Genomic DNA, 23,235 nt, shown 5'->3' with positions numbered 1-23,235 from the left:
GTGACACTCTGTGGCTTGGTAACGCACGCCCTCCATGGCCAATTCGGGGAAGGTGGACTGGAAAGCATGGCGCACTGGACTTCGGCGGTGGGCTCGGTGCAGCTCGCCCGGCTGATCACTTCCCAGCAGGCCCGGCCCGCGGGCCCCGGCACCCGCCGGCCGCCGGCCTATCGTGCGCTCGCCGACGGCATCCGGGTGCTCGTCCTCGAAGGGCGCGTACCGGTCGCCGCGCGCCTGCCTGCGGAGCGCGAGCTGGCCCTGGCGCTGTCACTCAGCCGCACCACGGTGGCCGCGGCCTATGAGGAGCTGCGCAATGAAGGGTTCCTCGAGTCCCGCAGGGGAGCGGGCAGCTGGACCGCCGTACCCGCCGGAAACCCGCTGCCCGCGCGGGGGCTCGAGCCTCTGCCGCCCGAGGCCCTCGGCTCCATGATCGACCTCGGCTGTGCGGCGCTGCCCGCCCCCGAACCCTGGCTCACCCGCGCGGTCCACGGCGCGCTGGAGGAGCTGCCGCCGTACGCGCACACGCACGGCGACTACCCGGCGGGTCTGCCCGCCCTGCGCGAGATGCTCGCCGAGCGGTACACCGCGCGCGGCATCCCGACCATGCCCGAACAGATCATGGTCACCACCGGTGCGATGGGCGCGATGGACGCGATCTGCCACCTCTTCGCCGGCCGCGGCGAGCGCATCGCCGTGGAGTCGCCCAGCTACGCCAACATCCTCCAGCTCATGCGGGAGGCCGGCGCCCGGCTCGTCCCGGTCGCCATGGCCGAAGGGCTCGCCGGCTGGGACATGGACCGCTGGCGCCAGGTGTTCCGCGATGCCGGGCCCCGGCTCGCCTACGTCGTCGCCGACTTCCACAACCCGACGGGCGCCCTGGCAGACGAGGACCAACGCCGCCGGCTCGTCGACGCCGCCCGCTCGGCGGGCACCGTGCTCGTCGCCGACGAGACCATGAGCGAACTCCACCTCGATCCCGGTGTGGAGATGCCGCGTCCCGTCTGTGCGTTCGACCCCGCGGGCTCGACGGTGATCACGGTCGGCTCGGCCAGCAAGGCGTTCTGGGCCGGCATGCGCATCGGCTGGGTGCGCGCCGCGCCCGACGTGATCCGCAGTCTGGTGTCGGCCCGCGCCTACGCGGACCTGGGCACCCCCGTCCTTGAGCAGCTTGCCGTCAACTGGCTGCTGACCACAGGCGGGTGGCAGGAGGCCGTCGACCTCCGCCGCGGCCAGGCCCGGGACAACCGCGACGCCCTGGTCGCCGCCGTGCGGCGCGAACTGCCCGACTGGGAGTTCGAGATCCCGTCCGGCGGACTCACGCTGTGGGTGCGTGCGGGCGGCCTGTCCGGGTCGCGCCTTGCCGAAGTGGGCGAGCGGGTGGGGGTACGCGTGCCCTCCGGCCCCCGCTTCGGGGTCGACGGTGCCTTCGAGGGGTACGTACGGCTGCCGTTCACCGTCGGCGGTGCCGTGGCCGATGAGGCCGCCACGCGACTCGCGGCCGCGGCGCGCCTGGTGGAGAGCGGCGCGACGACGGGGACGGAGGCGCCGCGGACGTTCGTGGCCTGAGCCTGAGCGCTGGGTTCCTCAGCGCTCGGCCCCGGCGGTGTACCTCAGCGCTCGGCCCCCGCGGCCTCTGCGACGGGTGCCGCGGCGACCCCCGAATCGGCGACCGCGGATTCGGTGACAACCGGTTCGGCGACCGCGGACTCGCTCGCGCTTTCGGGGGATGGAGGCTGGGAGACCTGGGATCCGGACACGGGCGGGCCGGTCAGCGATGACCCCGATGACACCGGTGACCCCGTGCGTGATCCGGCCACAGGCGATCCGGCCGGTGACCCGGCTGCCGGCGATGCGGCGACCCTTGACCGATGCGCCTCCGGGCCGCCGGCGGCCGCTCCCTCCCGCGCGGTCGCCGTCGCCACGGCCACGGCTTCCTCGGCTGCCCTCTCTGCAGCCTCGGTTCCGGTGGCAGAGGCGGCAGCAGCGACCTGCACGGGCGCCTCGACCGTCGCCTCGCGCATGTGCGTGGCAGTGGCGGCTGCCCCGACGGGCACGCCGTCGCCCGTACGCTCTCCGGCAGCCGTCTCCACGAGGGGCGACGGGAGTGCCTCCGTCACGGCGGCCCCCACTGCGACGGGCTCCGGCTCGCCGGCAGCCGCGTCGGGGACAGCCTTGTCCGCCCGGTCCTCGGCCGCTCCCACGCGCTCCGGCAGCAGGCTCGTCACCGCCGTGCGGTGGGACTCGCTGGTCGCGTCGTCGTACGGGTCGGGTGTGGCCGGGACCTGCAGCCGGTGCACCGGGCCCGCGCCCAGCCGGGCGTAGCCCCGGCCGGGGGCCATGTCCGTCGTGGGGGTGGTGTGCGGAGGCACTCCGAGTACGCCCTCGATCTGCTCCGGTGTGGCGGGGCCGAGGACGACACGCGCGCGTGTGTGCTGGCGTACCGCGTCGCTGAGGGCGTCGAGACTGTCGAACTGATCCGCAACGACCACCGTCACGTTGGCCGCCCGACCGTGCCGCAGAGGCACCTGGAGCAGGCTCTGCGGATCCCTGCGGCCGTCCGCGGCCGCGAGGTGGCCGAGGATGCTCGGGCGGTCGAGGAGGACCCACAGCGGGCGCTTCGTGTCGGCCGGAGCCGGCTGACCCGCCTGGCGCGCCCGATTCGCCGCGATCAGGCGCCGCTCCGTCTCGTGTGCCGCCCATTCCAGGCTCGCCGACGCCCCGGCGAGCCCGCACTCGACGGCCAGGACGCCGTGCCGTCCCGTCAGACAGGCGTACTCGCCCGTGCCGCTGCCCTCCACGATCAGCACGTCGCCGTGTTGCAGGGCCTGCAACGTGATCGAGCGCAGCAGGGTCGTCGTGCCGCTGCCGGGCTGGCCGACGGCCAGCAGATGCGGCTCGGTGGAGCGGATGCCGGTGCGCCAGACGACCGGCGGCACGTCGCGCCGTCCGCCGCCGTCCGCCACGGGAAGCGTCCGCGGCACCCCCGACGGGTCGGTGAAGCCGAGAACCGTCTCACCCGGCGTCGTGACGAAGCGCTGGGCCGCGATGTGCGTGGGCAGCGGGGGCAGCACCGAAACGGTCAGCTGGTTGCCCTCCTCGTCCCAGTCGAAGCGGTACTCGCGACCGCGGCCCGACTTGGCGTGCACCAGGTGCTCGATCCGCGCGCGGGACTCGGCCTCGCCGTCCGTGAAGTACGCGGGGTAGCGGATCTCGAGGCGCGAGATGCGGCCTGCCTCGTCGAACTCGTAGGAAGCGAAGGCCTTGTTCCACTCGCCGCCGTGCGCGAAGAGCGGGCTCGGGTCCTCGGGGACCGAGAAGTACGGGACGAGCGCTTCGTAGAGCGAGGTGAGCCGCCGCAGCTGCGCTGCGCCCGGGGCGCTCGCGGACGACCGGGACGCGCGGTCCCGGCCCGTCCAGGCAGCGGCCGCCAGCAGGACGACGCCCGTCAGCAGCGGACCGTAGGGGATCAGTACGACGACGAGCAGGAGGGAGCTCACCAGGAACAGCAGCGGCCCGCGCCGGTCCTTCGGCGTCGCGGCCCACTTGCGCCGCCCGGCGGCGGCCAGCCGGCGCAGCCCACGGGTGATCGTGAGCAGCGGGTGGAGCACGTCGCCGGCCGCGTGGGCCGCCGACCGCGCCAGCTCCCGGCCTCGGGCGAACTGTGCGCTGCCGTTGCTCATGCGGGGGAGTACGCGCCGGGACACGTCGGTCTCCTGAGGGTGCGTTCGAGAGGGTGCGTACCGGGCGGGAGCGTCAGAACTTGATCCCGCCCAGCAGGCTCGCCAGGCTCGCACCACCGGCCTTGATGCTGGGGGCGATGGCCGTGCTGGCGAGGTAGAAGCCGAAGAGCCCGCAGACGACCGCGTGCGTGCCCTTGAGCCCGTCCTTGCGGCAGAAGAGGACGACGATGACGCCGAGCAGTACGACGCCCGAGATGGAGAGAATCATGAGAGGTCTCCTGGTCAGTGGGGACAGTCAGGACAGTCACCATGAGTACTTCCAGGCTCACAGCATGTATCCATACGATAAAAGGTGCAACTGGGTGAAATTCCGCTGATTTCCATCGACTGGCAGGGTCCGGCTCCGCCACCCGGGCGGCCCTCGGGATGCGCGCGTCATCGTGATGATCTTTGCCTCTGCCGGGGCCCGACATGTGCCCGCACGGGCAGTACGCTGGCGATTCATCCGTACGGGTGCTCGGCCGTGCATCACCGCGCACCGGAGACCCGCAGTCGAAAGGTGGTCCGAGCCTATGACCGAAGCCCCCGACCCGGAGGTCGTGGAGCTGGCGACCAGGATCTTCGACATGGCGCGCCAGGGCCGGACCGAGGCGCTCGCCGCATACGTCGACGCGGGCGTCCCGGCCAACCTCACCAACGACAAGGGCGACTCGCTCGTGATGCTCGCCGCCTACCACGGCCACGCGGACGCGGTCCGCGCCCTGCTCGAGCGCGGCGCCGAGCCGAACCAGGCCAACGACCGCGGGCAGACGCCGCTCGCGGGCGCCGTCTTCAAGGGCGAGGAGGCGGTGATCCGGGCACTGCTCGACGGCGGCGCGGACCCTGCCGCGGGCACGCCGTCGGCCGTCGACACGGCCCGGATGTTCGGCAAGGCCGACCTGCTGGAACTGTTCGGGGCGCATTGAGGCGCCCGATCGGAGCGTTCGGGGCGCTCTGAATCGCCGGAAATTGCCGATCGGACTGATCAGAGCGCGCTGAGCCGTCGGAAATGTGGTCGCGACGGACAGAACCGCTGGGTCATCATGACGTCGTGGTTCACGGACGCGACGACTGGGCAGGTGTTGCCGCACCGCGCGGATCGTGAGCGGCCCGCTCCCGGCGGGCCACCGACGAGAGGCAGAGGAAGATGGTCTACAGCAAGCAAGAGACGGCGGGCGCCCCGACGTGTTGTCGCGCGGCCAGGTAGTGCGGTATCCCCGGTTGCGTCGACGCTTGATGTGAGGCTGTTTCCATGTTCGATCCGGTCATAGCGCCCAGCGGTACGCTGCTCGGCCTGCTCCAGCGGGGCCGCGGCGACGGCACACTGCACGCGCTCACCGCACCGCGCGCCGAGGCGCTCGCGGCGCTGAACCACTGTGTGCTGCACGACCCCCGCCACGACTGGCAGGTGGAGAACCGCTCCCTCTACTACGCGCGCCTCTTCCTCGACCTCCGCGGCGAGCTCGACGAGATCGAGCGGCACCTCTTCGCCCCGGACGACGTCCTCGAGACGGACGAGTCACGCACCGGGCTGGCACTCACGGTGCTCGGCCACCTCGCCTCCTACGGCAGGCGCGACGCGCTCGAACTGCTGCGGCGGTACGCGGCCTACGGCACCAACTGGGCCTGGGCGCTGGACGAGCTCGCGCTGCGCGACGACGACGCCGGGCTGCGCGGCCTGGCCGTGGCCGTCCTCGCCCGCTTCCCGTCGACCCCAGAAGGCGATGCCGAACTGGCCGCCGCGGTCCGGGACGCCTTCGAACCGAGGCCGTGGCGGCTGTGGGCCGACGACCCGCGGGAAGCGATCGCCTCCCGGGTGCGGGCGGCGGGGGAGAGGGGCTCGTTCGACCGCTGGCAGCGGCAGCTCACCCCGACCGGGCCGCGCCCCGGCTGGAGCGTCCAGGCGGTCTTCGACTGGGCCCAGCAGGGCATCGAGCGCGGCGCGCTCCTCCACGTCCCGGCCGCGCGCTGCCTCACCGCCGTCGCAGGCCCTGACGACCGGCCGGCGATCGTCGAGGCCGCGCGCAGCGGCAACGACGGGGCACGCTGCACGGCCCTGCGCTACCTGGCCGCGGCCCAGGATCCCGCGGCGCTCGACCTGATCGAGGCCGCTGTGGACAGCCCGTCGCGGCTCGTCGTGGACGCGGCCGTCGACGCCTTCGAACGGATGTGCAGCGTCGCCGCGGTGGAGCGGGCCAGGCGCTGGGCCGGCCGCCCCGACGTCCTCGGCGCGGCCGCCGGGCGAATGCTCGCCTGCCGGGGCGGTACGGAGGACAGCCACCTCGTACTCGCCGCGCTGCGGGAGACGGTGCGCGGCGACGGCCCGGACGCCCCGACGCTGGGCACCCTGGTCGACGGGACCGGACGGCTCGGCATCGTCTGCGCCGCCCCCGTGCTGCGGCACCTCTACCGCGAAACCGCCTCATCCCATCTCCGCGGCCGCGCCGCACGCGCCCTGGCGGCCACCGATCCGTCCTTCGCCGCGGGCTTCGCCGTCGAGTGCCTGTGGGACTGCGAGGAATCCACCCGCGAAGTCGCCGCGCGACATGCCGAGACCGGCGACGTGCGCGTCGTGGAGCAGCTGAGAAGGCTCGCCTCCGATCCGGCCGAGGAGGCCGAGGTACAGACCGCCGTGCGCAGCAGGATCGGGCCCGACGCTTCGGCTGTGTAGCGGCCACGCATCGGCCGTGTAGCGCACCGGCCGTGCGGCGCCCGGCGCGAAAATTGAGCCCGTCCGGCGATTGAGGACGAGGCGGCGGAGCCGCCGATCAAAGGGGAGCCGAGCCGCCAGGCATTCCCGCAGCTGCGCAGGGGAACGCTCATTCGACGTTCCCCGGCAGGAAAGATCCACGTTGACGTGGCCACGCCCGGCGCGTGGACAACACGGGTATGCGTGCCGTCATCGTCACTGAGTCCTTCCCGCCCGACATCAACGGCGTGTCCCACTGCGCCCTGCAGACCGCCCGGCATCTCGCCGCGCGCGGTCACGACCCGATCGTCGTCGCCCCCGCCACCGGTGCCGGCACGGGGGCCGACGCCTCCGCGCCGTGCCCCGTCATCCGGGTCCCGTCCCTGCCGCTTCCCGGATATCCCCAGGTCAGGGTGGCACTGCCGAGCCGCCGGGTGGCCGCGGCACTCATCTCGCACCGGGCCGACGTCGTCCACCTGGCCAGCCCCTTCGTGCTGGGCGTGCGCGGCATGGCCGCCGCGGCGCGGCTGGGGATCCCCGCCGTCGCCGTCTACCAGACGGATCTGGCCGGATACGCGCGCACCTACATGGGAGCAGGCGAGGCCGCCGCCTGGCGGCGCATACGCAGCGTCCACGCCGCGGCCGACCGCACCCTCGCCCCCTCCACGGCCGCCCTCCGCGACCTGGAGGAGCACGGAATCCCTCGGGTGCGACTGTGGGCCCGCGGCGTGGACACCGACCGCTTCCGGCCGTCGCTGCGCGACGAGGCGCTGCGCCGGGAACTGGCCCCCGGCGGCGAACTGATCGTCGGATACGTGGGACGGCTCGCCCCCGAGAAGCAGGTCGAACTGCTCGCCGGAGCCGCCCGCCTCAATGGTGTGCGGGTGGTCGTCGTCGGTGACGGCCCCAGCGAGAGCACGCTGCGCGAGGCCATGCCCGAGGCCGTCTTCCTCGGGCGCCGCACGGGCGACGAACTGGCGCGGATCTTCGCCTCGCTGGACGTGTTCGTGCACACGGGACCGTATGAAACGTTCTGCCAGACCGTGCAGGAGGCCATGGCGAGCGGTGTCCCGGTCGTCGCCCCCGCGGCGGGCGGGCCGCTCGACCTCGTCGACCACGGGCGGACGGGGGTGCTCGTGCCCCCGCGGGACGAGGACGCCGTGCGGGACGCGGTGTGGTCCCTGGCCGCCGACCCCGCGCGGCGGGCGTCGTACGGGGCCGCGGGCCGGGCGACGGTCGAGGGCCGCACCTGGGCGGCTGTCGGCGACCAGCTCATCGACCACTACACCGAGGTGCTCCGGGCGCGGACGGCGGTGGCGGCATGACAGCCTCGGCATCGCCCCTGCGCATCGTGCGCCTGGCGAACTTCGTCGCGCCCTCGTCGGGCGGGCTGCGGACGGCCCTGCGGGAGCTGGGGACCGGCTACCGGGCGGCCGGCCACGAGCCCGTGCTGATCGTGCCCGGCGACCGGACCGACGACCGCGACACCGACCAGGGCCGCGTCATCACCGTTCCGGGGCCCCTGCTGCCCGGCACCGGCGGCTACCGGGTGATCACCGACCGCCGACGGCTCACCAGGCTCCTCGAGCAGCTCGCCCCGGACCGGCTCGAGGTCTCCGACCGTACGACCCTGCGGTGGACGGGGGAGTGGGCGCGCCGCGCCCGCGTACCCGCAGTGATGGTCTCCCACGAGACGGCGCACGGCGTCCTGCGCACCTGGGGCCTGTCGGAGGGAGCGGCTCGGCGGGCCGCCGACGCCCTCAACCTCCGCACCGCGCGCGCGTACACGCGTGTCGTGTGCACCACGGAGTGGGCGGAGCGCGAGTTCGTACGCATCGGTGCGCGCAACGTCGTACGGGCGCCGCTCGGCGTGGATCTGGAACGCTGTGATCCCGGGCTGCGGGACCCGCAGTTGCGCGACCAGCACGCGCGCGTGGGTGAGGCGCTGCTCGTGATGTGCTCGCGGCTGTCCGTGGAGAAGCGGCCGGGCACGGCGCTGGACGCGCTGGAGGTGCTGCTCGCCAGGGGGCAGCGGGCGGTGCTCGTGGTGGCGGGCGAAGGTCCGCTGCGCGCCCGGCTCGAACAGCGCGCCCGTGAGCGCCGGTTGCCGGTGACCTTCCTGGGCCACGTCGGGGACCGCACGGCTCTCGGGGCACTCCAGGCCTCCGCCGACGTGTGCCTGGCACCCGGTCCCGCCGAGACGTTCGGGCTCGCGGCACTGGAGGCGATGGCCTGCGGCACCCCGGTCGTGGCCAGCGCGACGTCCGCGCTCCCGGAGATCGTCGGCGCGGCCGGCGCCACGGCGACGGACACGGGAGCGTCCTTCGCGGACGCCGTGCAGGGCCTCCTGGAGCGTCCTGAGACAGAGCGCCGCGAGGCTGCACGCGCGCGTGCCGAGTGCTTCGGATGGGACATCGCGGTCCGGGCGTTCCTCACGGCGCACGACGCACCCGTGCGGGTGCCGCGGGCCGGTGAGCGCGTGGGAGGCATGGCATGAGTGCGGTCCGCTTCGCCGCGCTCGGGGACTCGCTCACCGAAGGAGTGGGCGACCGGGTGGGAGACGGGTGGCGCGGCTGGGCCGCACTCCTCGCCGACGGCCTCGCCCCCGACGGAGCCCCGCTGGAGTTCCGGAACTTCGCAGTCAGCGGCGCCCAGACCCTGGACGTCCTCGAGCGCCAGACCCCGGCCGCACTCGCCTTCCGGCCGGACATCGTGTCCGTCATAGTCGGCGTCAACGACACGCTCCGCTGCACCTTCGACATCCACGCCGTCGCCGCGCGCCTCGACCAGGTCTACGCGGCCTTCGCGGCGCAGAAAGCGGTGCTGCTCACCGCCTGCCTGCCGGACCCCGGGGCGATGCTCGGCCTGCCCGGCGTGCTGGCCCGTCCGCTCGCCCGCCGCCAGCGGGCCGTGAACACTGTCGTACACGCGTTGTCGGAGCGGTACGGCGCCGTCCATCTGCACGCCGCCGAAGGAGACTGGATCACCGACCGCGCGATGTGGAGCGCGGACCGGCTGCATCCCGGCGAGCGCGGTCACCGGATGCTCGCCGCGCACTTCCACGCGACGCTTGCCGCGGGCGGGATCACCGTCGGCCGTCAGCCCTCGGTCGAGCCCCAGCTCCCGCCGCCCACACGGTCCGCCAGCCTGCTCTGGCTGGCCACCGCGGGTACCGGCTGGGTGGCGCGCCGATGCACCGATCTGCTGCCGCAGCTCCTCAGGCTGGCCGCGGACGAGGTGCGGCACCGGGCGCGGGGCACCAGTGCGCGGCTGGATCTGGGCGCCTCGCATGCGGTGGCGGCCGCGCTGGCGGCGCTCTCGGGCGCGGAGGCGGCGGACGCCGCGTGAGTATCTTCGGCGCGGGCCGGGATGAGTTGGCCGTGGGGGAACGATTACCCACGGCGGGACGAGCGCGGGAGGCTCAGCGCCTCCGGACCGCCACGAACCGTACCGGTGTCCCGGGCGTAGCCTGGGCCGCGGCCGCGAGGTCCGGTTCCCGTACCACCGCGATCACCGGGTAACCGCCCGTGGTCGGGTGGTCGGCGAGGAAGACCACCGGCCGGCCGTCCGGGGGCACCTGTACCGCGCCCAGCACCATGCCCTCGCTGGGCAGTTCACCGTCCACCGCCCGCTGAAGAGGGGGCCCCTCGGTGCGCAGTCCGATGCGGTTGCTGGCCGAGGACACCCGGTACGCGCGCGTGGTGAGCGTCCGCAGGGCCGCGTCGGTGAACCAGTCGTGGCGGGGGCCGAGTGTCACCCGCAGCACCAGTTCGCGCGGGGGCCCCGGCTGGGGACCGACCTCCGCACGCGCGTGTGCCGCAGTCACGTGGCCCAGGGGCAACACGGTTCCGTCGGCGAGCGGCGCGGGCCCGAGGCCCGACAGCAGATCCGTCGACCGGCTCCCCAGGACCGGCTCCACGGCCACTCCGCCCGCGAACGCCACGTAGCTGCGTACGCCGGAGACCGCCGTCCCGACCTCGAGCACCGCCCCGGCGGGAACGCGGACCGGCGCACTCCATGGCACCGGCCGACCGTCGACGGTCACGGGGCAGGGGGCGCCGCCCACCGCCACGTCGACGTCGCAACGGGGCCGTACCGCACAGCCGTTGAGGGTCGTCTCCAGGACCGCCGCGTCCGGCGGATTGCCCACGAGCCGGTTGACGAGGGCCGCGGCGGGTAGGTCCAGCGCACCCGAGCGGGGCACGCCGAGGTGCGCGTGGCCGTGGCGGCCCCGGTCCTGGACGGTGGTCAGCGCACCGGCCCGGACGACGGCGACGGCACGGTCGGTCACTGCGGCCCCTCCGGTACGAAGCGCACCCGTGCACCGGGCGCGAGCAGCGCGGCAGGCACGCGCGCGTGGTCCCACAGTACGGCGTCCGTCGTGCCGATCAGCTGCCAGCCGCCCGGCGACGAGCGCGGGTACACGCCCGTGTACGGGCCTGCGAGCGCGACGGCACCGGCCGGAACCGCCGTACGGGGCGTGGCCCTGCGAGGGATGTCGTAGCGCTCGGGCAGTCCCGTCAGATAACCGAAGCCGGGCGCGAACCCGCAGAAGGCGACGCGGAATTCGGCCGCCGAATGAATACTTCCGACGTCCTGTTCGTCGACGCCCCACAGTTCCGCCACGTCCGCGAGGTCGGGGCCGTCGTAGCGCACCGGCAGTTCGATCACGTCCTCCGTGCGCGCGGAGAGGGGCGGGATGTCCCAGGCCGTGAGCTGTGCGGCCAGCCGGCTCGGATCGTCGAGCCCGTCGAGCAGCACGGTGCGGGCCGCGGGCACGATCTCCCGAACGGACAACGAGCCCGCCGCGCGGCGCCGCAGCAGCTCCGCGTGGAGCGCCTGTGCCTCGGCGCCGCTGCCCAGCTCGACGAGCAGGGCACGGTCGCCGACCGGCAGCGCCCTCATGCGAAGGCCTCCACGCGGACGCCGGCCGACTCCAGCTCGGCCCGCACGCGCCGCGCGAGACCCACCGCTCCGGGGGTGTCCCCGTGCAGGCACAGCGACCGCGCGCGTACCGCGATCTCCTCGCCCGTATGGGAGATGACGGTTCCGGACCGTGCCAGGCTCACCGAGCGCTCGACGACGGACTCCGGGTCCGTGACCACGGCACCGTCCTGACCGCGCGGCACCAGCGTGCCCTGGGAGGTGTACGCGCGGTCCGCGAACGCCTCGGTGACGACCGGCAGTCCGGCCTTCTCCGCCGTCTCGAGGAGGCGCGATCCTGGCAGGCCGAGCACGGGCAGGCTGCCGTCGGCGAGCAGCACACCGTCGACCACGGCCCGCGCCTGGTCCTCGTCGTGCACGACCCGGTTGTAGAGCGCGCCGTGCGGCTTCACATACGACACGCGCGTGCCCGCCGCGCGCGTGAAGACCTCCAAGGCGCCGATCTGGTACGCCACTTCGGCGGCCAGCTCGTCGGGCGGCACGTCCATCGCGCGCCGCCCGAAGCCCGCCAGGTCGCGGTAGGAGACCTGGGCGCCGATCCGTACGCCGCGTTCGGCCGCCATCGCGCACACGCGCCGCATGGTGGCCGCGTCCCCGGCGTGGAAGCCGCACGCGACGTTCGCGCTGGTGACGACGGACAGGAGCTGTTCGTCGTCGGTCAGCTGCCAGCGCCCGAAACCCTCTCCGAGGTCGGCGTTCAGATCGATCGAGACCGAGGCCATGTGTCTCTTCTCTCCTGTTTCCTCTGATTGTTCGAGTGAGCTGGTTCAGAGCACCCGGTACTGCTCGTCGCGGGCGTCCGTGATGAACATCTGACCAGGTGCGTGCGTGATGGCGAACGGCGGGCGCGAGGCCATCACGGCCGCCTGCGGCGTCACCCCGCACGCCCAGAACACCGGGATGTCGCCCGGCTCGATGTCCACCGGATCGCCGAAGTCGGGCCGCGCCAGGTCCTGGATGCCGAGCACGTCCGCCTCGCCGCAGTGCACCGGGCTGCCGTGCACCGCGGGCATCAGCGAACTCTCCCGGATCGCCGCCGCCACATGCTCCGGTGGGACGGGACGCATCGACACCACCATGGGACCGTGCAACCGGCCCGCGGGGCGGCATTGGCGGCCCGTGACGTACATGGGGACGTTGCGGCCCTGTTCGACATGGCGCATCGGCACCCCCGCCTCGGACAGCGCCCACTCGAAGGTGAAGCTGCAGCCGATCAGGAACGACACCAGGTCGCCGCGCCAGTGCCCGACGACATCGGTGGGCTCGTCGACGAGTTCGCCGTTCTCCCACACGCGGTACCGCGGCAGATCAGTGCGCAGATCGGCGCCCGGCGCGAGCGGTGTGCTCCAGGAACCGGCGTCGGTGACGTCCAGCACGGGACAGGGCTTCGGATTGCGCTGGCAGAACAGCAGCATGTCGTACGCCCAGTCGGCAGGCACCGAGATCAGATTGGCCTGCGTGTGGCCGGCGGACCAGCCGGCGGTCGGCCCTGTGGCGCCCGCACGGAAGTGGGCCCGGGCCTTTTTGGGGCCCCACGCGCGCGTGCGCGCGACGACGTGCTCCGTGGAACGGTCCTGCGTACGGCTTACGGCGCGGTCCTGCGTACGGTTCACTGCAGCTCCCGTCCACGGGTCTCGGGCAGGCCGAACAGTGCCAGGACGGCGAGGCCGTACCCCACCGCTCCGAAGGTGAGCGCACCGCCCACGCCCCAGCTGTCGGCGAGGAATCCGACGAGCGTGGGGAAGACGGCGCCCACCGCGCGGCCGGTGTTGTACGTGAAGCCCTGGCCCGTGCCGCGCACCGCCGCCGGGTAGAGCTCGCTGAGGAACGAGCCGAAGCCGCTGAAGATGGCCGACATGCAGAACCCGAGCGGGAAACCGAGGACGAGGACCAGAGTGTTCGCGCCGCTGGGGATGTTGGTGTAGGCGAGGATCGCGGCCGCCGAGAGGAACGCGAAGAGCGTGATGTTCCGCTTGCGGCCCAGTTTGTCGGTGAGGTAGCCGCCGGTGAGGTAGCCGAGGAAGGCGCCGGAGATGAGGAATGTCAGGTAGCCGCCGGTGCCGACGACCGACAGTTCGCGCTCCGTCTTGAGGTAGGTGGGCACCCAGGTGGCCAGCGTGTAGTAGCCGCCCTGGACGCCGGTGGAGAGCAGCACGGCGAAGAACGTGGTGCGCAGCAGGCCCGGTTCGGTCGCCGTGCCCCGCTTGAAGATCGCGGTGAACGAGCCCTTCTCGGTGCTCTTCTGCCGGCGCTCGGCGGCCTCGGGGGCGTCGTGCACACTGCGCCGTACGTATACGACGAGCAGGGCGGGCAGGGCCCCGGTCCAGAACATCACGCGCCATGCCACGTCGTCGTCGAGGAACTGGAACACCAGCGTGTAGACGACCACGGCGAGCCCCCAGCCGACGGCCCAGGAGCTCTGGATGGCGCCGAGCGTGCGGCCGCGGTGCTTGGCGCTCGCGTACTCGGCGACCAGGATCGCGCCGACCGCCCACTCGCCGCCGAAGCCGAGACCCTGGAGGGCGCGGAAGACCAGCAGCGTCTCGTAGTTGGGCGCGAAGCCGCAGGCCACGGTGAACACGGCGTAGGTGATCACCGTGATCATCAGGGCCTTGACCCGGCCGATCCGGTCGGCGACCACACCGGCGACGGCGCCGCCGACCGCCGAGACGACCAGCGTGACGGTGGTGAACAGCCCCGTCTGGCCGCTGTTGAGCCCGAAGTACGCCGCGAGCGCCACCATGCTCAGCGGCAGCGTGAAGTAGTCGTAGGAGTCCAGCGCATAGCCGCCGAACGCGCCCGCGAAAGCGCGGCGGCCACGCGGCCCGAGGGCACGCAGCCACGCGAACGCGCCGCTGTCACCGGAGAGTTCGTCCGTGCCGGACCGCTGGTCCTCGGTCGTCAGGGCCTGTGTCGGAGGGGTCGTGCTCATGGGCACCTCGCAGAAAGGGACAAAGGGTGCATGCGAACGGGAATGTGCCGTGCGGGAGATGAGCCGAGCGGGGTGTTGTGCCGTGCGGGAGACGAGCCGAATCGGGTGTTGTGCCGTGCGGGAACTGGGCCGAGCCGGGGTGCTGCGCCGTTCCGGGCGTGCGAAGGGACGACGGGCGCCGGAGCGGTGCGGTCGGCGCCCTGCTCGCCAAGGTAGAGGATTGTTGAACGATCCCTCAATACCCACGTTGTTTCGTTCTTGTATCTGAGGTTGAATTCCGGCATGGGTGCTGTGTCTTCGCGGGGTGCGAGCCCCGAACCGTCGGTCGGAGAGCCCGCAGGGCTGGCCGACGACCGTGTGCTGCTGGGCCGTACGAGCACGGCCGAGCGAGTGGCGGACATCCTCAGGAGCCGTATCGCCGACGGCTACTTCCGGCCCGGCACACGGTTGTCCGAGGACAGCATCGGCGGGGCGCTCGGAGTCTCGCGCAACACGCTGCGCGAGGCCTTCCGGCTGCTCACCCACGAACGGCTGCTCGTCCACCAGCTGAACCGCGGCGTCTTCGTGCGGGTCCTCACCGTCGAGGACGTCGAGGACATCTACCGCACCCGGCGTCTCGTGGAGTGCGCGGTCGTGAGAGGCCTGGGCAAGCCGCCGTACGAGCTGGACGCGGTCGCCGAGGCCGTCGCCGACGGGCGGCGGGCGGCGCGTGAACGCGACTGGAAGGGCCTCGGGACGGCCAACATCCACTTCCACCGGGAACTGGTCGCCCTCGCCGGCAGCGAACGCACGGACGAGGTGATGCGCAGCGTCTTCGCCGAACTGCGCCTGGCCTTCCATGTGGTGGACGACCCGCGCCGACTGCACGAGCCGTACCTCGCACGCAACCGCCAGATCCTGGAGACGCTCCAGGCGGGCGACCGCGACAAGGCAGAGCGTCTGCTCGCCGAGTACCTCGACGACTCGCGCCGGGGGCTGGTCGAGGTGTACGGGCAGCGGGTGGGCGCGGGGGATGACGAGGGCACGCGGAAGGACGAGTGAGCGGGGCGCCGCACCGGCGCCTCGGTCAAGGCCAGTCCCTGAACGCCGCGGTCAAGGCTGGTCTCTGTACCCCTAAATCGAGTGAGTTGCGGTTCTTGTTGCTACTGGCGCGGTTTGTGGGGGTTTGGCAGCTTTGGTACACGGGCCCGTTGTGCGGCTTGGACGGAGCCCCGGCCGGGACCTGCCTCGCGTGACCTGGGTGGTATCTGCGCCGTTTGGGCCGTTGTCAGACCGAGGACCTAGTCTGTGCACCGTGACTTTGCCAGCATCGACGGACTTCGCTTCGCCCCAGCTCAGCGCGGGGCCGCGGCCCGCGCCGGGCCCGGCCGCCGACGAGGGCCTGGCACGGCGGCTGCGCGCGCTCGCCTGCACCGCGCCGCTGCACGACCTCGACGCGCGCAAGGCCAACCTGGCGGGTGAGTACTCGGTGTACGGCATGGCGGAGGTGGCCCTTGCCGCCATCGACCTCGTCACACTGAACATGGACTTCGACACGGGCGCCGACCACGAGCAGATAGTGGCCCGGCTCATTCCGCGCATCGCCGCCCAGGCCCCGCAGCGCCCCACCGCAGAGCACGAGCGCGTCGCCCGCTGGGTCCTGGAGAACCTGATCAACGTCGGCAGCGTCGACCGCGGCTTCCGCGCCGTGTACGGCACGTTCGCGCCCGACGGCAGCTATGTCCGCCGGGACTACGACTTCAAGCTGATCGAGGAGGTCCCGGGGTACGGCGGCGCCGTGTACCTCCGTACGACGGACGAGGCCGTCAACGTCCTCGTCGGCGCTCTCGACACCGATGTGACCAGCGCCCAGATCGCCGCCGAGGTGAAGCTGGAGGTGCTGATCAACCGCGGCCGGCTCGCCGACGCCCAGCTCGCCGCCGAACAGGCCCGGTACCGCACCGTGCAGTACTCGGAAACGCTCCGCAGGGCGCTCGAGGCCACCCGGCGCAACGTACGCGCGGTGGACTGGCTCAACACCGTCCCCGACATGATCGCCGAGGCCCTCGACCACGTCGCCGACCGCTATCGCCACGAGAACGCGATCCTCACGAACATCCGCAGGGCACGCGACGAGTCCGAGGACCCCGAGCACAAGCGCCGCGCCGCCGAGCTCGTCGACATCGTCAAGGACTGCATCCGCCGCCACACCCAGCTGCAGTCCCGTCTTCTGGAGGCGGGACCGCTGTTCCGCGCCGAACAGGACCGGCAGGCCTTCGCCGCCCCCGCCGCGCGCGCGGGGCTTGATCTCTACGGCCAGCTCGTCGCACCAGTGCTGCCGCTCCCCCTCGAGCAGGCCCTCCGCGTGACCGACGCCTACTTCGCCCGCGGGACCGGCCTGCGTACGCCCGTGTCGGTACGGGTCGCGGACCTCGTCGGCATACTGCTCACGCCGCCGTTGGAGCGGGAGCACCTGGGTGCGGAGATGCCCGAGCCCGATCTGATCGCGACGCCCGACGACAGCCGGTTCAGCGACGAGCAGCTGGCGAGCGCCATGGAGCTGCTCGACCTCCCCTCCGACGCGCCGCGCCGGCTCTCCGGCCTGCTCGCCGAGGCGCGCAGGCGCGATCCCGGCCTGCCCTATCTCGTCGCCCTGCTCGCCGTGCACGCGGCCAGCCCCCCGGTCGGCACCGCCTACCGCCAGGGCGAGGAGAAACTGCTGTTCGCTGTGGACGACGGCACCGAACTCGACGACCCGGAGTTCGGCGGCGCCGACCTCATAGTCGGGACGGCCCTCCTCGACGCAGCGGGCATGGCCGCCGACCGGACGGAGGCGGCGTAGTGCCCCCAGTGCCGAGCGCACCGCCGCGAACCGGCCCGGGCACCGGCGTCCGGCCGCCGCCGGCCCTCGTCGCCGCAGAAACCGCCGGAGGCAAGAGGGCGGCCCGTGGCGCCGCACACGCATGCGTCGCGAGCCACCCCCGCGGGGTGCCACTCTCCCGGGCCACCGGTCACGTCCGCTTCGCGGAGGCTGCCCACTCCGGACAGCTGAGCTGCAGGACCACCAGCCGGGTAACCACCAGCTGGACACACGCCTGCGCCGAGGGGCGCGGCCGTGCGCTCGCGGCCGGCACCCCTCGCCCCTCCGGGCACCCACTTCTCGTACGACCTCACCACCCCAGCAAGGAGCACCAGCCGTGACCGACGACCACGCAGACGGGACCGCGTGGGGCGAGCCGGGTTCCGGGGCGGCGGCCCCGGCGGGGGCCAAGGCGCCCGTGACCCCTGCCGACGCAGCGGACGCGGCGCGCCTCGTCGCCTTCGGGCTGCAGCCCAAGCTGCAGCCCGCGCGCGACCAGGAGTACGCGGAGCTGCTGCGCCGTTACCGCGACGACCCGCCGTTCGCGCGGCTCGCGGACGCCGTCGCCGCCGGTCTCGGTCTGGTCGTCCTCGAGGTGTCCCCGCGCGCGGGCATGGCCGTGACGGCCGCCGAGGACTCCGTTTTCGCCGTCCGCATGGGCGACTACGCCCGCCGCGCATCGTCCGACGCCGGCGACCGCTTCCTGCACGGCCTGGCCCACCTGGCCGTCGCAGCCATGGCGTTCCCGCGCCCCGAGGACCTCGCCGACGACGGCTACATCGGCCGCGTGACCGTCAACGGCGTCGACGCGTTCGTACGGCAGGCCTGCCGCCGCCTGGAGGATCGGGCCGCCGAGCAGGGCGAGAACACCGACCCGGCCAGCGACGCGCCCGGGCTCGAGGCCTCCTGGCGGATCTGGGCGCGGCGCAGCGCCACCGGCGCCACCAAGGACGCCCGCCGGCTCGCCGGTTCGACCACCGGCATCGTCGGCAAAGCGGTCGCCTTCCTCACCGATTCGGGGTTCCTGCAGCGCACCGGGGACGACTCAGGAGGGACGTACCGCACGACCGCCCGCTACCAGCTGCAGGTGAGAGACATGGCCGGCGGCGCCGCCATGGCCGAGCTGCTGGAGCTCGGCATCGTGCCGGTGAGCGACGGGACGGCGAGCCTGCTGCCGCCCCAGGACACCGACGACCTGGAGCTGGTGGCCGACGCCGGGCTGCCGTTCCACTCCTGAGTTCCTTCACCACCTGTTTCACGACTACGAGAGTCCGCCGCAATGTACGAGTTGTCCCGGGTCCGCCTCTACTCCATCGGGCCTGCCGGTGCGCGCTACGCCGACACCGTGCTGGACCTGCGGGGTGTCGGCGAGCCCGTGCCGCACCCCGCACCCACCCAGGCGGAGTTCTTCGAGGAGGAGCCCGTCGGGCCGCCGCGTCGGCCGGCACCCGCCGGTGTGCTCTTCCTGGAGAACGGGGGCGGCAAGTCCGTACTGCTGAAGCTGATCTTCTCGGTGATGCTTCCGGGCCACCGGAACACGCTCGGCGGCGCTAGCTCCGGCGTGCTGCGCAAGTTCCTGCTCGCGGACGACTGCGGCCATGTCGCGCTGGAGTGGCAGCACACGCTGACCGGTGAGTGCGTCGTCGTCGGCAAGGTCAGCGAGTGGCGCGGGCGGCAGGTGTCCAACGATCCGCGGAAGTTCGCCGAGGCCTGGTACTCGTTCCGGCCCGGACCCGGGCTGAGCCTGGACAACCTGCCGGTCGCCGAGTCCACGGCGGTGCGGCCGCCCGTCGAGGGAGCGTCCGGCGCGCAGGGGCGGCGCCGCACCATGAAGGGGTTCCGGGACGCGCTGACCGAGGCGGGCAAGGCGTACCCGCACCTGGAGGTGCACTGGGAGGAGATCCATGAGCGCTGGACCGAGCACCTCGGCGAGCTGGGCCTCGACCCCGAACTCTTCCGCTACCAGCGGGAGATGAACGCCGACGAGGGCGAGGCGGCCGGCCTGTTCGCGGTGAAGAAGGACTCCGACTTCACCGACCTGCTGCTGCGCGCCGTCACCGACACCCGTGACACCGATGGGCTCGCCGACCTGGTCAGCGGCTTCGGCAACAAACTGGGACGGCGCGGCGAACTCATCGCCGAACGGGACTTCACCGCGGGCTCCGTCGACCTCCTCGGCAGGATCGTCGACGCCGCCGACGCGCGGGCACGCGCGCGTGACATCCACGCGGGCGCGGAGCGGCGTACCCGCACCCTCGCCCGTCGTCTATCGGCATGCGCCGCCCAGGAGCGCGGCCGCGCCGCCGACCTCGCCCAGCAGGTCACCGCCGCCGCGCACACCGTCACCGAGGCCGAACAGGCGCGCGGCCGAAGGGCGCTGATCGCCGCCGAACTGGCCTACCGTCACGCGTCGTTGGCGCTCGCGGGCGCCGAGAAGGCCGCCGCCGCGCAGAAGCGCGAGCTCGCCGACGCGCGCACCCTTCACTCCGCCTGGCAGGCCGCGGAGGCCGTGCTGCGGCACCGCGCGGCCGCCGACCGCTCCGCGCGCGTGGCCGCCGCCATCCGCGAGGCCGAGCGGGACGCGGCCCCCGCCCTGGCCGCGCGAGCCAAGGCAGCCGCCGACCTCGTTCGAGCTCTGCACGGCGCCGCCGAGGACGCGGAGCGGCTGGCGAACGAGGGGGAGGAGCGGTCCGCGGCCCTTCAGGAGGCCGGCGAGGCCGCGCATCGTGACGCGACGGCCGCCGCGACGGAGGCGCAGCGCGCCCGCAGCGAGGCCGGCCATCTGCGCCAGCGGCTCGCGGAGGTCGAGCAGGAGACCGCCGAGGCCGTACGGGCCGGGTGGCTCGACGACACCGCGCCGGACGCCGACCCGGCGCGCGCGGCGCTCGCCGCCAGCGACGCCGAGAAGACCGCCGTGGCCGCCTGGGACACCGCGCGCGAGGCATCCCGGCGCGCAGCCGACCATGCCCGGGAGGCCGCGTCCGCGGAGTCGCGCGCCGAACTGACCGCGGCGCGCGCAGCGGACGCCGCGACGGCGGCCGAGCGCGCGTACGAGGCGGAGCGGCGCACCGCCGAGTCCCTCGCGGGCGAGGAACGGCTGGCGGAACTGCTGAGCCTGCCGGGCGGGGCGCGCCCCGCCGTGGTGCCGCATCCCCGGCGGGAACCGGGAACGGGGAGCGCCGACGGCTCCTCGGGTGCGGGCGAAGACGGCTCGGTAGCCGAGCCCGATGAGGGTGTCCCTGGCGCTGCCGCAGTTCACAGCGTCGAGCGTGGCGCTCCCGGAGCGGGAGAAGCCCATGGCGCGGCCGAAGGCCCGCTGACCGCCGAGGAGCTCGACCGCTACGCCGACGAGCTGCGCGGGCTGCTCGACGACGCGGTCGGCTCCGCCGAGCGGCAGCTCTTCGAGCTGCGAACCGCGGCCGCCGACGACGCGCGGATTCTCGGCGCGCTCGGTGACGGCGGGCTGCTGCCGCCCGGGCCGGACGTACTCGCCACGGTCGAGTTCCTCGGCGAGCACGGCATCCCGGCACTGCCCGGCTGGCGCTACCTCGCCCAGGCCGTCGACCCCGCCGACCACGCGCGCGTGCTGGCCGCCCGGCCCGAACTCGTCGACGGCGTCGTCATCACGGACCCCGACACCCACGCGCGGGCCCGCGAGACGCTGAGCAACGCCGCGCTGCTGCCCCGCTCCGCCGTCGCCGTGGGCACCGCCGCCGCCCTCCTCGCCCCCACCCCGGCGCCCGGCTCGGGCGACAGCGACGTGTTCCTCGTGCCGCCGAACCCGGCCATGCACGACGAGCAGGCCGCCGACGAGGAGCGGGAGGCCCTGCGTGCCCGCGCCGGCCGACGGGACGAGGACATCCGGGAGCTCGCCGCCCGCCTCGCCAAGGACCGGGAGCTCGCCGCGCGCCTCGCCTCCTGGCGGGCCGGCTGCCCTGCGGGCCGGCTCGCCGAACTCGGCGTCGCCGCCCGCGACGCACACGCGTTCGCCGAGGAGGCCGAGGCCGAGCTCACCGAGGCGCGCACCGTAAGGGCCGAGGCCGACGAGGCGGCGGCCGAGGCGGCACGCGTACGGGACGAGCGGCAGGACGCCGCACAGCGCGCCCGCCGCGCTGCCGATGCGCTCGCCGGGCTTGCGTTCCGGCTGCGCGAGCGTGCGGGATGGCAGGTCAGACTGCGTGAACTCGCCGACGAGGCCGTCGAGTCGGAGGCCCGCGCCCAGGCCTGTCTCGAGCGTGCCCGAGCCGCCGACGAGGACCGTCGCGGGGCTCAGCGCGCCGCCGACGACGCCCGTCGCACCGCCCGCGCCCTCCGCGCGGAGCGCGCCGACATCGCCGGCGCACCTGACGACGTACCGGAAGACGACACCCCGGGTGGCGAGTCCGGAAGCGGCGAGTCCGCAGGCAGCGGGGGCCGGAACGGCAAGGTGCCCAAGGCGTCGCTGCCCGCGCTGCGCGAGGCGTACCGCGCGGCCTCCCAGGTCTACGAGAAGGTCGGCGTCGGTGCCGACCTGCGCGCCGAGCAGGCCCGCGCCGAGAGCGACGAGAGCGCGGCCCTCACCGAACTCGACCGGCTCAGCAACAAGGTGCGCACCCGGGCCGCCCAGCTCCTCGAGTCGCCCGACGGCGCTGACGGGCCGTCCCGGCAGGCCGCCGCCGCCCGCGCCGAGGAGCTCGTCCAGCTTCTCGAGACCCGCGCCTCCGCGGCCAGCGAGCAGCTCGGCAGGCTCCGTGCCGAGGCCGAGCGGCACGCGCCCGAAGACGGCGAGGCACACACCGACCTGCCCGACGACCTGGTCCCCGCCGACACCGAACACGCCCAGGCCCTGCTGCGCACCGCCACCGCCGAACTCGCCTCGCGCACAGCGGCGTTGAGCGAGGCCAGGGACACCCACACCGAACTGCTCGTCGCCCATCGCGCCGCCGAGGACGCCGCCGGAGGATTCGACGAGACGGCCGCCCAGCTGCGCGACCTTCTCCGCGAGCCCTCCGGCGACGACCCGGAGGAGCCGGAGCCCTACCCCGGCAGCCTGCAGGAGGCCCGGCACGCCGCGGCCGAGGCCCGCCGCTCTCTACGCGGTTGCGCCGCCGATCTGTCCACCGCGGAAGCAGCCGTACGCGAGGCGAGCGACGTCCTCGTACGTCACGCCAACTCCACGCGGTACGAACAGGTCCGCACCCCCGCACGCCAGCAGATCCGCGAACTGCCCGCCTCCGCCCTGCCGGAGCACGCGCAGAAATGGGCCGAGGCCTTCGCGCCCCGCCTCCGCGTCCTCACCGACGAGCTGGAGCAGCTGGAGCGCAACCGCGACTCGATCGTGGACCGCCTCCGGGGCCTCGTCGAGTCCGCCCTCGCCACCCTCCGCTCGGCTCAGCGGCTTTCCCGCCTCCCGGAGGGTCTCGGCGAATGGTCGGGCCAGGAGTTCCTGCGCATCCGTTTCGACGAGCCCGACCAGGCCACGCTCACCGAGCGGCTGGGCGAGGTCATCGACGAGGCCACCCGCGCCGCGGTGAGGAAGAACTCCGATATGCGCCGTGACGGCATGTCGCTGCTGCTGCGCGGTGTCGGCGCGGCCCTCCAGCCGAAGGATGTCGCCGTCGAGATCCTCAAGCCGGACGCCGTGCTGCGCGCCGAGCGCGTCCCCGTCGGGCAGATGGGCGACGTGTTCTCTGGCGGCCAGCTGCTCACCGCCGCCATCGCCTTGTACTGCACGATGGCCGCGCTGCGCTCGAACGACCGGGGCCGCGACAAGCACCGGCACGCGGGCACGCTGTTCCTCGACAACCCGATCGGCCGTGCCAACGCGACGTATCTGCTGGAGCTCCAGCGGGCCGTGTCGGACGCGCTCGGTGTGCAGCTGCTCTACACCACGGGTCTGTTCGACACCACGGCGCTCGCCGAGTTCCCGCTGGTGATCCGACTGCGCAACGATGCGGACCTGCGGGCCGGGCTGAAGTACATCAGCGTGGAGGAGCACCTCCGGCCGGGACTGCCGCAGCAGGAACCCGCGGGGGAGACGGTGCACGGCGAGATCACGGCGACGCGGATGTTCAAGCGCCCCGCACCCGCCCAGGGGTGACCGGCCCGCGCGCACACGGCACTCGCCGAGGGG

Annotated in this window: 16 protein-coding genes and 1 pseudogene; 10 read left to right on the top strand and 7 right to left on the bottom strand. The window is 73.6% G+C overall.

Features of this window, described 5'->3' with window-relative positions:
- The first annotated feature begins 66 nt into the window (after positions 1-66).
- A complete protein-coding gene (locus ABT009_RS04880; protein WP_351289631.1) occupies positions 67-1,566 on the top strand; it encodes an SCO1417 family PLP biosynthesis transcription factor in 1,500 nt (499 codons plus the stop codon).
- Positions 1,567-2,144: 578 nt separating this feature from the next.
- Here the strand turns inward: ABT009_RS04880 and ABT009_RS04875 are convergent.
- Positions 2,145-3,704, bottom strand: a pseudogene (locus ABT009_RS04875) (hypothetical protein); the annotation flags it as partial.
- A gap of 49 nt (positions 3,705-3,753) precedes the next feature.
- Positions 3,754-3,948: a hypothetical protein gene (locus ABT009_RS04870; protein ID WP_351289629.1), complete on the bottom strand. Its 195-nt coding sequence runs from the start codon at positions 3,946-3,948 to the stop codon at positions 3,754-3,756.
- 304 nt (positions 3,949-4,252) lie between these two features.
- Here ABT009_RS04870 and ABT009_RS04865 point away from each other — a divergent pair, with 304 nt between their 5' ends.
- The 5 genes from ABT009_RS04865 to ABT009_RS04845 all read left to right on the top strand — a co-directional run bounded on the left by ABT009_RS04865 (position 4,253) and on the right by ABT009_RS04845 (position 9,756).
- On the top strand, positions 4,253-4,645 hold the full coding sequence (locus tag ABT009_RS04865) for an ankyrin repeat domain-containing protein (protein WP_351289627.1): 393 nt from the start codon (positions 4,253-4,255) through the stop codon (positions 4,643-4,645).
- A gap of 326 nt (positions 4,646-4,971) precedes the next feature.
- Entirely contained in the window at positions 4,972-6,390 is a 1,419-nt protein-coding gene (locus ABT009_RS04860) for a HEAT repeat domain-containing protein (RefSeq protein ID WP_351289625.1), read from the top strand.
- Positions 6,391-6,608: 218 nt separating this feature from the next.
- A complete protein-coding gene (locus tag ABT009_RS04855) occupies positions 6,609-7,733 on the top strand; it encodes a glycosyltransferase family 4 protein (protein WP_351290404.1) in 1,125 nt (374 codons plus the stop codon).
- Positions 7,730-8,905: a glycosyltransferase gene (locus ABT009_RS04850; RefSeq protein ID WP_351289623.1), complete on the top strand. Its 1,176-nt coding sequence runs from the start codon at positions 7,730-7,732 to the stop codon at positions 8,903-8,905. Before ABT009_RS04855 ends, ABT009_RS04850 begins: the two co-directional genes overlap by 4 nt.
- Positions 8,902-9,756: an SGNH/GDSL hydrolase family protein gene (locus tag ABT009_RS04845; RefSeq protein WP_351289621.1), complete on the top strand. Its 855-nt coding sequence runs from the start codon at positions 8,902-8,904 to the stop codon at positions 9,754-9,756. The genes ABT009_RS04850 and ABT009_RS04845 overlap by 4 nt, the downstream gene beginning before the upstream one ends.
- A 73-nt stretch (positions 9,757-9,829) precedes the next feature.
- Here ABT009_RS04845 and ABT009_RS04840 read toward each other — a convergent pair whose 3' ends face one another.
- Genes ABT009_RS04840 through ABT009_RS04820 form a run of 5 tightly spaced genes read right to left on the bottom strand, consistent with a single transcriptional unit; the run spans position 9,830 to position 14,284 of the window.
- Positions 9,830-10,699 carry a 5-oxoprolinase subunit C family protein gene (locus ABT009_RS04840; protein ID WP_351289619.1) on the bottom strand — a complete coding sequence of 290 codons (870 nt, stop codon included), beginning with the start codon at positions 10,697-10,699 and terminating at the stop codon, positions 9,830-9,832.
- On the bottom strand, positions 10,696-11,313 hold the full coding sequence (locus ABT009_RS04835) for a 5-oxoprolinase subunit B family protein (RefSeq protein WP_351289617.1): 618 nt from the start codon (positions 11,311-11,313) through the stop codon (positions 10,696-10,698). Before ABT009_RS04835 ends, ABT009_RS04840 begins: the two co-directional genes overlap by 4 nt.
- Positions 11,310-12,074, bottom strand: a complete 765-nt coding sequence (locus ABT009_RS04830) for a LamB/YcsF family protein (protein ID WP_351289615.1) — start codon at positions 12,072-12,074, stop codon at positions 11,310-11,312. Before ABT009_RS04830 ends, ABT009_RS04835 begins: the two co-directional genes overlap by 4 nt.
- A gap of 45 nt (positions 12,075-12,119) precedes the next feature.
- The gene (locus tag ABT009_RS04825) at positions 12,120-12,965 is read right to left on the bottom strand and encodes a putative hydro-lyase (protein ID WP_351289613.1); all 846 of its coding nucleotides are present in this window, start codon (positions 12,963-12,965) and stop codon (positions 12,120-12,122) included.
- Complete coding sequence (locus tag ABT009_RS04820) at positions 12,962-14,284, bottom strand: MFS transporter (RefSeq protein ID WP_351289611.1); 1,323 nt, start codon at positions 14,282-14,284, stop codon at positions 12,962-12,964. Before ABT009_RS04820 ends, ABT009_RS04825 begins: the two co-directional genes overlap by 4 nt.
- Before the next feature lie 282 nt (positions 14,285-14,566).
- On the opposite strand from ABT009_RS04820, the gene ABT009_RS04815 reads away from it, so the two are divergent.
- The 4 genes from ABT009_RS04815 to ABT009_RS04800 all read left to right on the top strand — a co-directional run bounded on the left by ABT009_RS04815 (position 14,567) and on the right by ABT009_RS04800 (position 23,202).
- A complete protein-coding gene (locus ABT009_RS04815; RefSeq protein ID WP_351289609.1) occupies positions 14,567-15,325 on the top strand; it encodes a GntR family transcriptional regulator in 759 nt (252 codons plus the stop codon).
- A 253-nt stretch (positions 15,326-15,578) separates the two neighbouring features.
- Positions 15,579-17,105 carry a hypothetical protein gene (locus tag ABT009_RS04810; protein ID WP_351289607.1) on the top strand — a complete coding sequence of 509 codons (1,527 nt, stop codon included), beginning with the start codon at positions 15,579-15,581 and terminating at the stop codon, positions 17,103-17,105.
- A gap of 355 nt (positions 17,106-17,460) precedes the next feature.
- Positions 17,461-18,360, top strand: a complete 900-nt coding sequence (locus tag ABT009_RS04805; protein ID WP_502989818.1) for a hypothetical protein — start codon at positions 17,461-17,463, stop codon at positions 18,358-18,360.
- A 42-nt stretch (positions 18,361-18,402) separates the two neighbouring features.
- The gene (locus ABT009_RS04800; RefSeq protein WP_351289605.1) at positions 18,403-23,202 is read left to right on the top strand and encodes a hypothetical protein; all 4,800 of its coding nucleotides are present in this window, start codon (positions 18,403-18,405) and stop codon (positions 23,200-23,202) included.
- Positions 23,203-23,235 lie beyond the last annotated feature (33 nt).

This window comes from Streptomyces sp. NPDC002896 (assembly GCF_040295225.1).
GTDB lineage: Bacteria > Actinomycetota > Actinomycetes > Streptomycetales > Streptomycetaceae > Streptomyces.
This window is presented reverse-complemented; position numbering and strand designations above follow the sequence as displayed.

Excerpts from the sequence above, each read along its gene's own strand:
- ABT009_RS04880 (WP_351289631.1), top strand. The coding sequence starts at position 67 with ATGGCGCACTGGACTTCGGCGGTGGGCTCGGTGCAGCTCGCCCGGCTG.
- ABT009_RS04870 (WP_351289629.1), bottom strand. The coding sequence starts at position 3,948 with ATGATTCTCTCCATCTCGGGCGTCGTACTGCTCGGCGTCATCGTCGTC.
- ABT009_RS04865 (WP_351289627.1), top strand. The coding sequence starts at position 4,253 with ATGACCGAAGCCCCCGACCCGGAGGTCGTGGAGCTGGCGACCAGGATC.
- ABT009_RS04860 (WP_351289625.1), top strand. The coding sequence starts at position 4,972 with ATGTTCGATCCGGTCATAGCGCCCAGCGGTACGCTGCTCGGCCTGCTC.
- ABT009_RS04855 (WP_351290404.1), top strand. The coding sequence starts at position 6,609 with ATGCGTGCCGTCATCGTCACTGAGTCCTTCCCGCCCGACATCAACGGC.
- ABT009_RS04850 (WP_351289623.1), top strand. The coding sequence starts at position 7,730 with ATGACAGCCTCGGCATCGCCCCTGCGCATCGTGCGCCTGGCGAACTTC.
- ABT009_RS04845 (WP_351289621.1), top strand. The coding sequence starts at position 8,902 with ATGAGTGCGGTCCGCTTCGCCGCGCTCGGGGACTCGCTCACCGAAGGA.
- ABT009_RS04835 (WP_351289617.1), bottom strand. The coding sequence starts at position 11,313 with ATGAGGGCGCTGCCGGTCGGCGACCGTGCCCTGCTCGTCGAGCTGGGC.
- ABT009_RS04830 (WP_351289615.1), bottom strand. The coding sequence starts at position 12,074 with ATGGCCTCGGTCTCGATCGATCTGAACGCCGACCTCGGAGAGGGTTTC.
- ABT009_RS04820 (WP_351289611.1), bottom strand. The coding sequence starts at position 14,284 with ATGAGCACGACCCCTCCGACACAGGCCCTGACGACCGAGGACCAGCGG.
- ABT009_RS04815 (WP_351289609.1), top strand. The coding sequence starts at position 14,567 with ATGGGTGCTGTGTCTTCGCGGGGTGCGAGCCCCGAACCGTCGGTCGGA.
- ABT009_RS04800 (WP_351289605.1), top strand. The coding sequence starts at position 18,403 with ATGTACGAGTTGTCCCGGGTCCGCCTCTACTCCATCGGGCCTGCCGGT.